The sequence below is a fragment of the Dokdonia sp. Asnod1-B02 genome (assembly GCF_045063955.1).
In the GTDB taxonomy this organism is placed as follows: domain Bacteria; phylum Bacteroidota; class Bacteroidia; order Flavobacteriales; family Flavobacteriaceae; genus Dokdonia.
Genome location: NZ_JBEFNW010000002.1, coordinates 767213 through 783487, shown reverse-complemented (window position 1 = coordinate 783487; position 16275 = coordinate 767213). Strand labels below are relative to the sequence as shown.

Sequence of the window (16275 nt, the reverse complement as noted above, 5' to 3'; positions counted from 1 at the left end):
ATTATTTCCCCACCTTAATCATTTCATACACTTTTCCAGACTTCCTATCTTTATAAGCCTTACTACTTGTGGCATTATAATTAAAATCAAAGTCTTGAATATACGTTGCTTGATAGCCATTAAACTTCTCTGCAAGAACAGTTTCACAATCTGAACATAATAACAAGTAGAATCTTTCATCTACCAGTACAGGCTCTTCAGAGTCAAGCATAATGATTTTCTTCCCAGCTTCCCAGAATACCTCAGGTGCACCCATTTCAAAACTGTACAATGGTGTGCTGCTTTTTAGTATCTCATCGTTAAATGCGCTGTAATATTCATTAAACAGGTTGTTTTTAAGGACAGATAGACTTCCTATCGCTGTACAAATAACAGCGAACACTATAAGCAGAAAAACATGGTATATGCTTTTACGCATCAAAGCACGCATGATATAAATTGCAATTATAAGGACTATCAGAAAAGCGATTATAGCAATAACATGTATGGCTATTGAGTTCGTTATGGCAAAATATACAAATGCAAGAGGTACAGCTATAAATATTAAAAGCAATAAGCCAACATTAAAGTACACGGGGATAATCTCTTTTCTATCTTTTAATTCGCTGAAACGTTTTACGAGATAAGTGACATAAAAACCAACATTCATAGCTAGTGGTATAAGCACAGGCATGAGGTATCGAGACTTTTTCTCTGGAATAATAGAAAGTAGTCCGACAGCGATAATGGTCCACAAAAATGTAAAGCGATATGCTTTTCTATTAGAAACCCTAGTCTTCAGATAAGGATACAATAGACTTATAAAGGCTGGAATTGTCCATAATCCGCTTTGTACAAAGAAGCTCCAGTAGTAATAAAAAGGCCTTACATTATAACTCGTCCAGTTTCCTGTTTCTTTTGATGCTATCGCTGCAAAAGTTTCCGGATCTATAGCACGTACATAACCGTACCAACTAAAACCTAATAATAACCCTCCTAGCAAAACAACCGTTACTGGCAACCACTTTCTACGTTCTGTTTCTCTTCTATAGATTACGACATAAGCAATCAGAAATGGCAAAAACAATACATATAAAGAAACAGGACCTTTGCTCAACACAGAAGCTCCTATACATAAAGCAGCGAGAAGCCAAGTTGTTATATTCCCTTCTAATATATCTTGACTTAATCCTTTGAAAATACAGTAGATTGCCGTGAGCATAAATGCATGTGCATATATATCCCATGGCGCTTCAAAAACTATAAGAATAACATATAATGACGTTATAGTTACGAGTGCATTAATAAGACTATTGCGCTTAGTAAGAGTCAGCTTTCGCGAAAGCGTATATATCATACTCCCCAACAACATCACCATTAGTACTGCTGGAAAACGCATTCCCCACACACTGTTCACACCAACAATTCCAGCCGAAATTGCCGTTAACCATGTTGGCAAAGGAGGCTTTTCATAGCGAGGTTCACCATTCATAGTGGTCAGTATCCAGTTACCATCAGTAAGCATTTCTCGGGCTGTCACAAAGTTGCGAGCTTCCATGATCGTCACTTCTAGTACATCAAGAAAAGGCAATAACAAAACTCCAACCACGATAATGATTGTGAGAACAGGCCGCTTTTCTATGAGTTTGATCAAGCCTTTTGAGATTTATAATGAAGATAAATATTGCGTGCGTAGATAAAGGTTCCTAACCCATAAGAGAGCACCATTACATAATCTACACGGTATAAGAAATACAGCAACGAGAGAAGTCCTCCCGTAAAAGAAAACAACCAGAACCCAAGAGGTAGTGTTGCTTCTTTATTCTTTTCTGCATGAAACCACTGGTACACAAAACGAAGTGTAAATAATACTTGTGCTACGATTCCAAGAGTAAGTAACCAGGTGCTCATCTCCTCTTTTGAGAACAATGCTGCGAGGTCAAACTTACCATTATTCCACCCGTATGCAATAATCCCGATAGGAATGGCAATGATTAAAAACTGAGACCATTTAGGTAACAATTTCCACTGCTTTTGGATTTGTAAATTTCTTATGTAAATGATATATCCCAGCACCTGACCCAGCATGAGCGGGAAGTCCGTACGGAAATAACCATAAATAAATAGTACAAAAGATCCAGAAAGACTAAGCCACCAGAACGTAAGCGGTGTAACTACTTTTTTTCTCTTTTCAGATAACAACCACTGCGATAACATACGCCCTCCAAAGAGAAGCTGCGCAAGTACGGCAAGTAGCGACAGACTATCCACGGCTTGTACTACCTACTTTATAATTGATGTACTTTTTCTTCATCCAGAGATAGGCAAAGCAATCCATAAGTGGACCCAATAATCTGTTCCAAACACCAAATTTTGCCTCTCCAGCAATACGCGGGAAGTGTCTTACAGGAACTTGTTTTACTTTTCCATGCTGCAATAAAATCATTGCAGGAAGAAAACGGTGCAATCCTTTAAACATAGGTATGCGCTGGGCGTACTCCGTTTTTATAATTTTAAGCGGACAACCAGTGTCATCCATCCCATCATGTGTAAACGAACGGCGTATCCCATTTGCGATCTTAGAAGACATGTTTTTTACAAACTTATCCTTACGATCTGCACGCACGCCAGTCACAAGATCATAGGGTCCTATTTTTTTAATAAGCACATTAAAATCTTCTGGAGACGTCTGTAAGTCACTATCTATATAACCTACGAGTTCTGTATCTGCGTGATCAAATCCGGCTTTAATTGCGGCACTTAGTCCGCAATTTTCTGTAAATGCTATATATTCAAAGTCGGCATTTCTAGCGCAAATCTCCTTGATGATATCAAGACTGGTATCCTTAGAACCATCGTTTACAAACAGCACCTTACTCTTTGCAGAGGCCGTTTTAAAATAAGTTTCAAACTCAGACTCTACCCTTGCGAGGTTATCTTCTTCGTTATAAACTGGGACTACGATGGTAAGACGATACTCCATAAAAACCTATCCGTTTTTAAGATTTACAACCTCTTGTTTTGTTAAGTGTCTCCAGTGACCTCTAGGTAAATCTTTCTTTGTAAGTCCAGCGATAGTAACACAATCTACACGTACCACCTCGTAGTTAAGGTGTTCAAAAATAGTGCGTATAACACTATTTCCAGTATTTCTAATACGAAGACCTACTTCCTTTTTTGGCGCTCCATCTACATAGCTTATTTCGTCTACGGTAATTGTTTTGCCATCAATCTTAAGACCTTCATTGATTCGCTCAATATCTGCACCTTTCAAGTTGTTAGAAAGCTCTACGTGGTATAACTTATCTACTCCTTTTTTAGAATTTGTAAATTTCTGTACAAGTTCATCATCATTAGTAAAAAGTAATAATCCCATCGCATTACGACCTAATCTACCTATAGGTTGTATACGAGATTTAGTGGATCCTGCAACAAGATCCATAACTGTATTTCCTTTATCATTACTTGTTGTAGTTGCAAAGCCTTTAGGCTTGTTAAGCAACACATAAGCTTTTGCCTCAGGATTGATACGACGTCCATCAAAACGAACATCATCCTCTAGTTTTACTTGATAACCCATCTCATTAACCACCTTACCATTTACGGTAACTTGACCTATAGAGATATACATATCTGCCTCACGACGAGAACAAATACCTGAGTTTGCTATATATTTATTAAGGCGCATCGTTCCGTCATCCTTCTTTCTAGGCGCTTGTCTTTTTGGTGCATCAAAGGCTATATCCTTAGGTTTTCCTACTGGTTTATTCGCTTGTTTACGCACGGGTTGTGTCCCTCTAGAACCACTCTTTTGCTTTCCGCCAGCGCCACTACGCCCAGATGGTTTTCCTTTTCCTCTATTATCTGCTCCTCTGCTCATTACATTATTGTTTAAGCTGCAAAGGTAAGATTTACTCCGTACTCTTTTACTACCTAGTGAGCATAATAATAAGTTGCTCGCTTTCGCGAAAATTTGACCGCATTACAAAGAAGCTTTTATGAAGTAAAACAAGCCCAACATACTACTCTCATTACATCTAAAACCATATAAACGTCTGGATAAATACTGACAATTAAAATCCTAAAGCTGCTTATAAAACACACTCGCTAAAAGCTTAGACATTCTCCATTTTCAAAAAACAGCCTACTGGCACAGAACTTGATTCTCCCAAACTGTTCAACATTTTTAAAACTTTATACATTATGAGAAGACGCACTACTCCCGAAGTAAATGCAGTATCTATGGCAGACATTGCCTTCCTCTTGCTTATTTTTTTCTTGGTTACCACAACTATAGAAAAAGACAAAGGCATCGCACGGCAACTCCCGCCAGCGATTAAAGACAACACCGAGGTTCCTATCAAAAACAAAAACCTCTTTGAAATCATTGTGAACGCAGATAATATGCTAATGGTAGAAAATGAACGTATACCGCTTGAAGCTTTAAGACAATTAACCATTGACTTTCTTGATAACGGCGGCATTCCATCAGGTCAAGATGAATATTGTGACTACTGCAATGGCAGTAGAGACCTACTCTCGTCAGATAACCCTCAGAAAGCTGTAATCTCTATTTCGCCAGATAGACTAACAAACTACAATACGTATATCGCGGTACAAAATGAGATTTCAAGTGCTTATGAGTTTTTAAGAAATAGAGAAGCACAACGCTTATTTGGCATTGACTTTACAGCTACAGATAAGGCCGTAAAGAATGGCACTTACAAAGGTGATGTATTAAAAAAAACAGCTCAATTAAAACAAGTGCGAGCTATGTTCCCAATGCTTATCTCAGAGGCAGAGACTTCAAAAGAGTTAAGGATTTAAAATACGTATTCAAACAATAAAAAAGCGGCAGAAATCTTCAAGTGATTTCTGCCGTTTTCAATTAGTCATTAAAGGTTACCGTGCTTTGACGTTCTCTGTTAACTGTAAGCTTTGTTACATCAGGACGGGAATAGTGCCCAGAAGGATCAAAATTTTGACGCTCCTCATACACCCTATTAAAATCTAAGGTGTGATATATATTACCTTCTGTTTCAATGTCTGGAGGTAAGATGAATTCGCCATCCGGCCCTGCAATACAAGAACCACCGTTTGATGAACGCTCTGGAGCGCATTTTAAAATTTCATTAAGGTGAGGGGTATCTTCCGGAAAGTCTGTAGCGATTGCCATTCTGCTGGACACAGAGATTACATAACTACGAGATTCCCTGGCAATAAATCGTGTGATATCTTTCGTATTGTAATCACTTCCTGGCCATACGGCAATATGCAAGTTTTCACCTTGTGCATACATAGCAGCACGTGGTAAAGGCATCCAGTTCTCCCAGCAATTAAGACCACCTACAGTAAATTGTTTAAGGGGATGCACTTTTAGACCGTGACCATCTCCTGGCGCCCAAGTTAATCGCTCGTCATAGGTAGGTTGCAATTTGCGATGCACAGATTGTATTTCTCCATTTTGATTGATATAAACTAGAGAACAATATAAACTTGCCCCTCCTCTATCCATTGGTTTTTCAATTATTCCAAGATATATTGCAATATTGAAATGTTTCGATAATGTACATATTTCATCTAGATCGCCACGCTCTATATCAACCGCATTTCGTGCGTAATGTGCATGTAGTTCTTTCACCACTTTTGTATCCCATGCCGCACCATCTGTGAGTGATAACCAATAAGGGTATCCAGACAATAACCCTTCTCCAAAGACAATGAGTTCTGCCTCATTTTCGGCGGCTTCCTGAATGGCGATTTTTATTTTTTTAATCGTCTCTTCCCTATTACCCCAGACGGGAGCAATTTGGGCAAGAGCAACTTTTAAATGATTAGGCTGTGACATATGTATAGTTTAAAAAAGTGATGATGTTAAAAGTACTAAATAGTAGTCGGCTTCATGAGGTTACGCTTTCGCGAAAGCGTACTTATTTCTTTCAATACCATTCACAAAATTTGAGACACAGTCCATATATTAGGAATTATTCCATAATTTTGTTTTAAATCCTATTGCTATGAATTTTGAACGTATTAAAGAAAAGCTCAACATCCTCGCAGATGCTGCAAAATATGATGTGTCTTGTTCTTCTAGCGGCAGTAAGCGTGCAAATAAAAATAAAGGCCTAGGAGATTCTAGTGGCATGGGAATTTGCCATACCTATACAGAAGATGGACGATGTGTATCGCTATTGAAAATCTTACTTACTAATCATTGTATTTTTGACTGTGCATATTGCGTGACTCGCAAAAGTAATGATGTAAAACGTGCCGCTTTCAAAGTGCAAGAGGTAGTAGATCTCACCATCAACTTTTACCGTAGAAATTATATTGAAGGCCTATTCTTAAGTAGCGGTATTTTTAAAAATGCCGACTATACGATGGAGCGTCTAGTTCTTGTTGCAAAAAAACTACGTCTTGAAGAAAACTTTAATGGCTATATCCATCTCAAATCTATTCCTGGAGCAAGCGACGAGTTAATGAGAGAAGCAGGACTTTATGCCGATAGACTTTCTGTAAATATAGAAATACCCACCGAGCAAGGTCTCAAATTACTTGCTCCAGATAAAAAGCGCGAAGACTTTATCAAGCCTATGCGTAAAGTGAAAAATGAAATCATACAGTATAAAAGCGAGAAGAAGCTTATAAAAAGTACTCCTATATATGCGCCTGCCGGACAAAGCACCCAAATGATTATAGGTGCTACGGGCGAGACAGATGCACAAATCATGTACACAAGCGCATACTTTTATAAAGAATTCCAGATGAAAAGGGTGTACTACTCTGGATACATCCCTATAAGTCATGACGAGCGATTACCTTCTATAGGTACAGATGTGCCCATGTTACGAGAAAATAGGTTGTATCAAACAGACTGGCTATTGCGTTTTTATGGATTTAGCATACAAGAATTACTTAACAAAGAACATCCTAATCTTGAAACAGATATCGACCCAAAATTAAGTTGGGCACTACGCAACTTACAGCATTTCCCTGTAGATGTAAATCATGCAGACCGCAGATTGCTCGCTCGCATTCCTGGTGTAGGAATGCGCTCTGTAGATAAAATTATTAACGCTCGTAGATATCGAAAACTAGGCTGGGAACATCTAAAGGCTATAGGCATTTCTATGAATCGCGCTCAGTATTTTCTCGTTTGCGCTTCTTCACAATTTGAGACGAAAGACCGTACCGCTGCACAACTTAAAAGTTTAATCATGGGAACATCTGCTAGTAAATGGCGAGGTGCTTACAGCAGCCAACTTAACCTTTTTGAATCTAATGCAAATGTAACTGTGTCGTAAGATGGGAATGATAGATCAATACATCTATGATGGAACTTTCGAAGGTTTTCTCACTGCAGTATTTGAAGTTTATGACCGCAAACCTATACGAGTGAAAATTGTAAGCGAGCGACTAGTCACCGTAAATTTCTTTGATGAAGAACACACAATTTACACAGATCAAGCAAAATCTGATCGTGTGTGGAAAGGTATTGAAGATAAAATAGGAAAGAAGGCTGGAAACCTCATTTACAAGGCGTTTTTAAGTGAGCAATCAGATAGAGAGCAAGTACTTTTACGTATCATTAAAAAGGGATTTAAAGGCGAAAATGTAACAGACAACTTTGCAGATATCGACGTTTTGAGACTTACCAACTTGGTTAAAATTGTAGGGCGAGAAAAGCACAGAATGGATGCCTTTATCCGGTTTAGACTCACTAAGGATAATGTATATTTTGCAGAGGTAGAACCAGATTTTGACACCTTACCACTCAATGCCATCCACTTTAAAAATAGATATGCAGATCAGAAGTGGCTCATCTATGATCGCTGTAGAAATTATGGGATTTTTTATGATTTAAAGACTGTCAACTATGTGCAGCTTGAAATCTCAAATGATATTAATAGTAGTCTTGCTGCGCCATTTTACTTCACACATGATGAAATGCACTATCAAGACTTATGGAAAAACTATTTTAAAAGCACTAACATTCCGTCTCGTAAAAACATGAGATTACACTTACAACATGTACCTAAGAGGTACTGGAAGTATTTAAGTGAGAAGCAGCCGTAGATTGGATAATTACGCTTTCGCGAAGGCGGAACTAGTACTTATAAAAACAGTACTGTATTCCTAATTGAGATTGCGCTTATCTACAAAAAAGCGCTTCATGATACTTTCACACTCTTGAGCGAGCACTCCGCTTTCTACCTTTGTCTTAGGATGTAAGGTGGTACCCATCACATCATAACCACGCCTCAAATCTTTTGCACCATAAACAATTCTCCCGATTTGACTCCAATAGAGAGCACCAGCACACATCTGACAAGGTTCTAAAGTAACATACAACGTACATTGCTGAAGATATTTACCACCTATAAAACTAGAAGCACTTGTAATCGCTTGCATCTCTGCATGTGCGGTTACATCTGTCAAGCGCTCTGTGAGATTGTGTGCTCTGGCAATAATCATGTTATCAATTACCACCACGGCACCAACAGGGATTTCACCTTGATCAAAAGCGGCTTGCGCTTCTTGCAAAGCCTTCTTCATAAAGTAAGCATCATCATAAGGTTCTAGCATGTATCCTGTTTTTAATAATATAAAAATACATATTCAAGATGTACCTTTGTAACATGCCAGAGAGTATTCTTGATACTATAAAAACACCGAGCGATTTGCGTCTATTGACGCAAGAGCAACTACCCCAACTTGCCGTAGAGCTTCGTCGTTTTATTATTGATGTTATTGCAACTAAGGAAGGACATTTAGGTGCTAGTTTGGGAGTTGTAGAACTTACAATTGCCCTACACTATATATTCAATACCCCAGAAGACAATCTTATCTGGGACGTGGGTCACCAAGCTTATGGACATAAAATACTAACTGGACGTAAAGATGTTTTTCATACTAACAGGCAAAAGGGCGGCATAAGTGGTTTTCCTAACCGTATGGAGAGTGTGTATGACACCTTTGGCACAGGTCACAGTAGCACTTCCATCTCTGCAGCGTTAGGTATGGCGATGGCTGCAACATTAAAAAGTCAAAAAGATAGACATCACATAGCAGTAATAGGAGATGCCTCTATAGCGAGCGGAATGGCTTTTGAAGGACTCAATCATGCCGGAGTAACTAATGCTAACCTACTAGTGATTCTTAACGACAATGCTATAGGAATTGACCCAAGTGTGGGAGCTCTTAAAAAGTATCTAACTAATGTAAAGAAAGGCACTGCTAGAGAAGACAACATCTTTGAAGCGCTTAATTTTAAATATTTTGGCCCAGTAGACGGTCATAATCTACCTAAACTACTAGAAACCTTAGATGCTCTTAAAAAAGTAAAAGGTCCAAAATTCTTACATGTAATTACCACAAAAGGAAAGGGACTAGCCCTCGCCGAACAGGAACAGATCACCTATCATGCTCCTGGTAAATTTGATGCCATTACTGGTATTAGAGTAAAAAAAGAGGAAATAGCAGAGCCTCCAAAATACCAAGATGTTTTTGGGCATACCATTGTGGAGCTCGCAACACTTAACAAAAAAATTATAGGTATTACACCTGCCATGCCTACAGGAAGTTCCCTTAAGTACATGATTGCTGCTTTTCCCGATCGTGCGTTTGACGTAGGTATTGCAGAGCAACATGCCGTAACCCTTTCCGCAGGAATGGCTACAGAGGGAATGGTAGTTTTTTGCAACATTTACTCTACTTTTTTACAACGGGCATACGACCAAATTATTCATGATGTGGCGCTGCAAAATCTACCTGTGATTTTTTGTTTAGATCGCGCTGGCCTCGTGGGGCAAGACGGCGGAACTCATCAAGGTGTCTTTGATCTAGCATATCTCAATTGCATTCCTAATCTCATTATATATGCTCCAAGTGATGAGATTGCACTTCGCAATATTTTATATACAGCACAGCTTGGATTAGATCACCCTATTGCCATACGATATCCACGAGGTCGCGGGATTCATATAGACTGGCAGCTTCCTTTTAAAAAGATTGAAATAGGCAAAGGGCACTGTATTCAGCAAGGTGAAAATGTTGCCATTATAAGTATAGGAAGCATTCTAAAGAATGTTATAGCAGCAGTAGAACAATCTAAAAATGAATGCGGTATTTATGACATTGGCTTTTTAAAACCAATTGACACCGACTTATTAGACAAGATTTTTGAAAAATACAATCATATCGTTACTGTGGAAGATGGCTCAAAAATAGGTGGACTGGGTAGTGTTGTGGGTGATTACGCTTTCGCGAAAGCGTACAAAGGTAAACTCACCATCCTAGGAATACCAGACGCGTTTATAGAACATGCCACCGTAGAAGAGCAATATGAAGAAGCTGGAATATCTGTAAACGCAATCACAAGATTTCTTAAAAATCTTGCATAAAAAAATCGGCAGACTATATGAGTCTGCCGATTCTAAAGTCTTAAGCTTAAGTATTACCCATTAATGTTCATTCCTTGAAGTTGCTCAAATATTTTAACAGACTTACTATCTGTCATAACAGACACTTGATTACAAATCTCTAGGAGTTCTTGATACGAAGTATAATCACCCTCTGACCTTGTTTTAAACAGCTTTAAAACAAGCTTGTCATAATGTGTGGGCGTTGCTGTAATTGCATTGCATCTTGCAGATAATAAAGTGTTTAAAATTTCATAACCCGCTATTTCTTTTGAAATCACCTCGTCACTCTCATAAATATTTGAAATACTTATTTTGAGAACGTCATTGATTTGCGCTTCATATTTAGATTTATCCAGCAATGCCTTATCAAATACTCCTTCTAGGATAGCTTCTTCATTTTTCATAAAAATAGCAACTGCTTCATCTATAAGAGTTCCTATTGCGAGTGCTCTTAAATAACCTACTCTTGCCGCTTTATCTGTAAGTGCAGAATATTTAGAACTATTTATATGAGGAACAAGTTTTATAAGATATTCTAAAGCATATTCTTCTGGAATGAGACCTAAGTTAATACCATCTTCAAAATCTATGATGGTATAGCAAATATCATCTGCCGCTTCCACCAAGAAGGTAAGTGGGTGTCTCGCGTAGCTTATATCATTTCCTGATCTAGTCTGGATAAGACCTAGTTCTTCGGCTACATCTTGAAAAGAGGCTTTATCATCTTGAAAGAAACCATATTTTTTATCTGCAATATGCTTTGTAGGTTTGTGTGGGAGCGATTCTTTTGGGTACTTCATAAACGTACCTAAAGTAGCATATGAAAGTCTTAAACCTCCATCTGCACCAGGACGAGATTCCGTTAATATTTTAAATCCATTTGCATTTCCTTCAAATGTGCATAGATCTTGATATTCCTTATCTGTGAGCTCTGCTTCAAATCGCTTACCTCCACCATTTTTAAAATAGTCACCAATAGATTTTTCCCCAGAGTGACCAAAAGGAGGATTCCCAATATCATGTGCTAGTGCAGCGGCAGCTACAATTGCCCCAAAATCATTCATCTTATAACCGTGTACCTCAGAAAGGTGTGGATATTTTTCTAGAATCTGCTTCCCTACTTGCCTCCCTAATGATCTTCCTACAACAGCGACCTCAAGACTATGAGTGAGTCGTGTATGAACAAAATCAGTTTTAGATAAAGGGATTACCTGCGTCTTGTCTTGTAAACTTCTAAAAGCCGAAGAAAATATAATACGATCATAATCTACTTCAAAACCTAGTCGCGATTCGTCTTGTTCGGCACGAAGGCGTTTGTTTGTATCTCCTTGCCTCTTAAGTGAAAGCAGTCGTTCCCATTGCATCATTTTTTTCAATCCTTTGTTAGCAAGGGGAAAGATAGTCTTTTTCTACTTTTTTTTGATTGGTTTACGCTTTCGCGAAAGCGTAAAAAACATGACACCTAAAGAATTGCATAACAGTCTTAACGTTGAGATAACACTAAAATTACAAGAAGCTAATGCAACTATAACAATGAGGTAACTTCAAAAAAAGATAATGCTAGCATCTTTGCATCGAAGATTTTAAATGACAATCAAATCGAAAACCAACATGAAAAAATTAATTTTTAGTCTAGCCTTATTAGGTGGAATTTTAGCGGGATGTTCAAGTGATGATGATCAACCTATCGTAGTAACTGAAGTTCCTGGAACTGGAGGAGGTGATGATACAGATAGCGTAGACACTACACTTTCTGGAAACATCACAGAAGACATGACATTAACAAATGACGCTATATGGCAACTAGATGGGCGTGTTATTGTAACAGCTGGAAATACGCTTACAATAGAGCCAGGAACAATCATTAAAGCATTTGCAGGTCAAGAAGCAAATGCGTCTGTTTTAATTATTGCACGTGATGCAAAAATAGAAGCAAATGGAACAGCTACTGCTCCAATTATTATGACATCTAGTGCAGATGGTATACAGTTAGGACAAACAGAAGGAACTCTTGATGAAAACACTCGTGGCTTATGGGGAGGACTTATCGTATTAGGTAACGCACCTATCTCTGAGGATGGTGATGTAGAAGCTTCTCAAATTGAAGGAATACCTGCTAGTGATACTAACGGTCTTTATGGAGGTACTGATGCAGCAGATGACTCAGGAACTATTACTTATGTTTCTATCCGTCACGGAGGGACTTTAATAGGAGAAGGAAACGAAATTAACGGACTTACTTTAGGTGGTGTAGGAACAGGAACTACTATCGATCACGTAGAGGTTGTAGGAAATGTAGATGATGGTATCGAATTTTTTGGAGGTACTGTTAATGCTTCAAACCTTTTAGTTTGGGCTCAAGGAGATGATGGTCTTGACATTGACCAAGCATATGCAGGAACTGTAACAAATGCAGTTGTAATTGCTGGAGATATCTCTGATCACGCTTTAGAAATAGATGGACCAGAAGGATCTTTAAACGGTGCTTTCACACTTAACAACATTACGCTAATAGGAAGTGCAACTGCTCCAAACGGAGAATATGCAGACTATAGAGATGGTGCACAAGGAGCAACTAACAATGTTTTTGTAACAGGATTCCAAGATGGTAAAGACGTAGAATTAGATAATAATGGAGTTGCTCAAAACTACATTAGTGGATTAATTTCATTTACAAACTGGATCGTAGAAGGAGTTACTCCTGCAAATTCAATTTTTGTTGAAAAAACTGGAGACGGTGAAGAAACTATTATTTCTCCATCATTTACAGATCAAGCTGCAGATTGGACAACAGCTGGAACAACTGGAGGTGCAGATCTTACTGTATTTGCTTGGACATTTGCTGCAGCAACTACATCTGGTGTAATTGACTAAATAATACAAAGGGGCTTTAACATCCCACACGCATACAAACTATACAATAATATAGATTGCCCGCCATTAATGGTGGGCAATCTTATGAATTATAACATAATGAAAACCGTTTTATATTCACTCTTACTTTTACTGTCTGCAATAACTGCAAATTCTCAAACGGGAATTATCGCTGGTACTATTAATGATGGACAGCTCAATGACATATTGCCATTTGCAAATGTTATTGTTCAAGGAACAACAAAGGGTACTACTTCAGACTTTGATGGGAAATACACTCTAGAGATTGCTCCTGGAACCTATGTCATAGAATTTTCTTTTGTTGGATATAATACACAGCAAATTTCTGAGGTGATTGTCACTGAAAATAATACTACAAATCTTGATGTCACATTATCTGGAGCATCATTAGACGAAGTTATCATCACATCTACTAGTCGTCAAAATACAGAGCAATCAGTTTTAAATCTTCAAAAAAAATCGGTTCAGTTGCTCGATGGATTGTCATTAGAGAGTATTAAAAAAAGTGGCGCTAGTAATGTTGCTGCTGCAGTAAAGAACATTCCTGGAGTATCTGTTCAGGGTGGAAAGTATGTATATGTAAGAGGTCTAGGCGATCGTTATACAAAAACCATACTCAATGGTGTAGATGTACCTGGACTTGATCCAGACAGAAACACACTACAACTTGACATTTTCCCTTCTTCAATTTTGGAGAATATTATCGTTGTAAAATCCTCTACAGCAGATCAACCAGCAGATTTTACTGGTGGTGTAGTTGATATAGTTACTAAAGACATCCCTAACGGAAAAGAAACTAGTGCTTCTATAGGCCTTGGCTATAATCCTAATTTTCACTTTAATGATAGCTACATAAGTAACGAATCTAGTGGAACAGATTTTCTAGGTTATGATAATGGACAGCGAACTAACCCTTTTAATGAAAATCAGGTATTTGACTTTCCTACAAACACGCCTAACACTGCTTCTTTTCTAGCAGGTAGACTTAATCCTGTACTAGCTGCACAGAGAGAAAACAGTGGGGCAGACTTCAACTTATCTTTTACTACAGGAAACTCTTATGATGTAGGTGATAACAAACTTGGATACCTTGCTTCTGTTTCTTACCGTAATGAAACCACGTATTATGATGATTATGTAGATGGACAACGTTTTAGAAAAGATACCGATGCAAGCATTTTTGAACTAAATACAGACAGAACACAACAAGGTGAAAGAGGAGAAAACAATGTTCTTATAAGTGCACTAGGTGGATTGTCTTATAAAACTGACAACTCTAAATACCGCCTTAACGTACTACACATTCAAAATGGTGAATCTGGTGCTTCACTACTTAGTCAAACTAACAGAATAGACAACAGTAACACCATTAAGAAGGACATCTTAATTTATACAGAACGCGCTCTTACAAATGTACTTTTAAGTGGAAAACACACTAATGAAGATGCCACTTGGACAACGGAGTGGAAACTATCTCCTACTTTTTCAAGAGTAGACGATAAGGACTTCCGTACAACTCCATTTCTAGTTAATGATGAAGATGGGAGCTTTACAATAAGCCCGAGTGAATCTGGTGATGCTTCACGTTTTTTCAGAAATCTTGATGAGATAAACCTAGCTGGTAAATTAGATGTGACCCGCAAACATGAACTATTTGCAAAGGATGCAAAATTGAAATTTGGTGCGGCATATACTTACAAGCAACGTGATTTCAAAACAGTACGTTTTGCAACACCTTTTAGAAACTTCAATAGCGCTCTTTTAAACGGAGACCCTAATGCAATACTAGGACAAAACATATATAATCCAGATTCTGATAGTGGTTTCTTTGTGAGAAGAGATTCTAATGATAATGATCAGTACGATTCAAATATCAATGTAGGTGCATTATACGTATCAGAAGAACTTAGACCTGCTTCATGGTTTACAGCAATTGTGGGATTACGTTTTGAAAAATTTGACCTGATTTATACGGGACAAGATCAACAAGGAAATGTTTTTAATGACGAAAGAATCTTAGATAAAGCAGATTTATTTCCTTCTGCAAATTTAATTTTTGATCTTAACGAGGATGGGAATAAAAAGATTAGAGCATCATACTCTAGAACTACAGCACGCCCTTCATTTAAAGAAGCTTCACTTGCACAAATATTTAATCCTATTGAAAACGAACTTTTTATAGGTAATATAAATTTACAGCCTACTTACATAAACAACTTAGACCTAAGATATGAGATTTATGGGGCTAGTGATAAGAAGTTTAACATAGGAGATTTTGCAGCAATTAGTGGTTTTTACAAAAGCTTCAAAGACCCTATTGAACTAACATTTTTTGCTGAGGCAACGGGACAGGTAACACCACGAAACTTAGGAGATGCAAATGTAATAGGAGCAGAAATTGAGCTACGTAAAAACCTTGATTTTATAGGACTTAACAACTTCTCGCTAAATGTAAACTACTCTATTATTGAGTCTGACGAAACATACAATGAAGACGAGAGATTGTTGAGAGAAAACTTACTGAGAGATGGAGAAACTCTTGACTCTGGAAGAGTTTTACAAGGACAATCACCATTTTTATTAAATGCTGGTATTGCTTTCGAATCTGAAGATTCTGCATGGAAATCAAGTCTGTCTTACAATGTTCAAGGTAAAACACTTCAAATTGTAGGAGCAGGAGAAATTGCAGATGTATATACACTTCCTTTTAATGACTTAAAATTCAATATTTCAAAGTCATTTGGAGAAGATCAAAATCAAACAATCACATTTAAAGCAGGAAACTTACTTAATGATGATCGTGAGAGTGTTTTTCAATCTTACAAAGCAGAAGATCAGTTATACTCTAAGTGGAGTCCTGGACAAGATTTTAGCTTAAGCTATAGCTTTAAGTTCTAATGAACTATTATTATCTAAATTAGCCACAAAAAAAGGTCTCCATATTGGAGACCTTTTTTTATTAGTATCGTTTTACGCT

General features: G+C 37.7%; 13 protein-coding genes. 6 read left to right on the top strand and 7 right to left on the bottom strand.

The genetic code is table 11. The features are described 5' to 3' along the window. Position 1: 1 nt before the first annotated feature. The 4 genes from ACJJVU_RS03600 to ACJJVU_RS03585 are packed head-to-tail and all read right to left on the bottom strand — an operon-like array spanning position 2 to position 3859. Positions 2-1633, bottom strand: a complete 1632-nt coding sequence (locus ACJJVU_RS03600; RefSeq protein ID WP_405222371.1) for an ArnT family glycosyltransferase — start codon at positions 1631-1633, stop codon at positions 2-4. After that, complete coding sequence (locus ACJJVU_RS03595) at positions 1630-2250, bottom strand: lipid-A-disaccharide synthase N-terminal domain-containing protein (protein ID WP_035335594.1); 621 nt, start codon at positions 2248-2250, stop codon at positions 1630-1632. The genes ACJJVU_RS03600 and ACJJVU_RS03595 overlap by 4 nt, the downstream gene beginning before the upstream one ends. After that, the gene (locus ACJJVU_RS03590; RefSeq protein WP_405222367.1) at positions 2243-2962 is read right to left on the bottom strand and encodes a glycosyltransferase family 2 protein; all 720 of its coding nucleotides are present in this window, start codon (positions 2960-2962) and stop codon (positions 2243-2245) included. The genes ACJJVU_RS03595 and ACJJVU_RS03590 overlap by 8 nt, the downstream gene beginning before the upstream one ends. Positions 2963-2968: 6 nt before the next feature. Continuing rightward, on the bottom strand, positions 2969-3859 hold the full coding sequence (locus ACJJVU_RS03585; protein WP_298329443.1) for a pseudouridine synthase: 891 nt from the start codon (positions 3857-3859) through the stop codon (positions 2969-2971). A gap of 323 nt (positions 3860-4182) precedes the next feature. Between ACJJVU_RS03585 and ACJJVU_RS03580 the strand changes: the two genes are divergently transcribed. Further along, entirely contained in the window at positions 4183-4806 is a 624-nt protein-coding gene (locus ACJJVU_RS03580) for an ExbD/TolR family protein (RefSeq protein WP_405222364.1), read from the top strand. 61 nt (positions 4807-4867) lie between these two features. Here the strand turns inward: ACJJVU_RS03580 and ACJJVU_RS03575 are convergent, their stop codons facing one another. Then, positions 4868-5827 (bottom strand): carbon-nitrogen hydrolase family protein, encoded by a 960-nt coding sequence (locus tag ACJJVU_RS03575; protein WP_405222361.1) that lies wholly within the window; start codon positions 5825-5827, stop codon positions 4868-4870. A gap of 169 nt (positions 5828-5996) precedes the next feature. Between ACJJVU_RS03575 and ACJJVU_RS03570 the strand changes: the two genes are divergently transcribed. Beyond that, positions 5997-7283: a putative DNA modification/repair radical SAM protein gene (locus ACJJVU_RS03570; protein WP_405222358.1), complete on the top strand. Its 1287-nt coding sequence runs from the start codon at positions 5997-5999 to the stop codon at positions 7281-7283. A gap of 1 nt (position 7284) precedes the next feature. After that, positions 7285-8055 carry a TIGR03915 family putative DNA repair protein gene (locus ACJJVU_RS03565; protein ID WP_405222355.1) on the top strand — a complete coding sequence of 257 codons (771 nt, stop codon included), beginning with the start codon at positions 7285-7287 and terminating at the stop codon, positions 8053-8055. 60 nt (positions 8056-8115) lie between these two features. On the opposite strand, the gene ACJJVU_RS03560 is transcribed toward ACJJVU_RS03565, so the two are convergent. Next, entirely contained in the window at positions 8116-8565 is a 450-nt protein-coding gene (locus tag ACJJVU_RS03560) for a nucleoside deaminase (RefSeq protein ID WP_108877153.1), read from the bottom strand. A gap of 53 nt (positions 8566-8618) precedes the next feature. Between ACJJVU_RS03560 and ACJJVU_RS03555 the strand changes: the two genes are divergently transcribed. Next, complete coding sequence (locus ACJJVU_RS03555) at positions 8619-10382, top strand: 1-deoxy-D-xylulose-5-phosphate synthase (RefSeq protein ID WP_405222352.1); 1764 nt, start codon at positions 8619-8621, stop codon at positions 10380-10382. Between the two features lie 53 nt (positions 10383-10435). Here the strand turns inward: ACJJVU_RS03555 and dgt are convergent, their stop codons facing one another. Continuing rightward, complete coding sequence (dgt, locus tag ACJJVU_RS03550; protein ID WP_405227459.1) at positions 10436-11767, bottom strand: dGTP triphosphohydrolase; 1332 nt, start codon at positions 11765-11767, stop codon at positions 10436-10438. Between the two features lie 247 nt (positions 11768-12014). Between dgt and ACJJVU_RS03545 the strand changes: the two genes are divergently transcribed. Further along, entirely contained in the window at positions 12015-13277 is a 1263-nt protein-coding gene (locus ACJJVU_RS03545; protein ID WP_405222349.1) for a hypothetical protein, read from the top strand. Between the two features lie 84 nt (positions 13278-13361). After that, positions 13362-16196 carry an outer membrane beta-barrel protein gene (locus tag ACJJVU_RS03540; RefSeq protein ID WP_405222346.1) on the top strand — a complete coding sequence of 945 codons (2835 nt, stop codon included), beginning with the start codon at positions 13362-13364 and terminating at the stop codon, positions 16194-16196. Positions 16197-16275 lie beyond the last annotated feature (79 nt).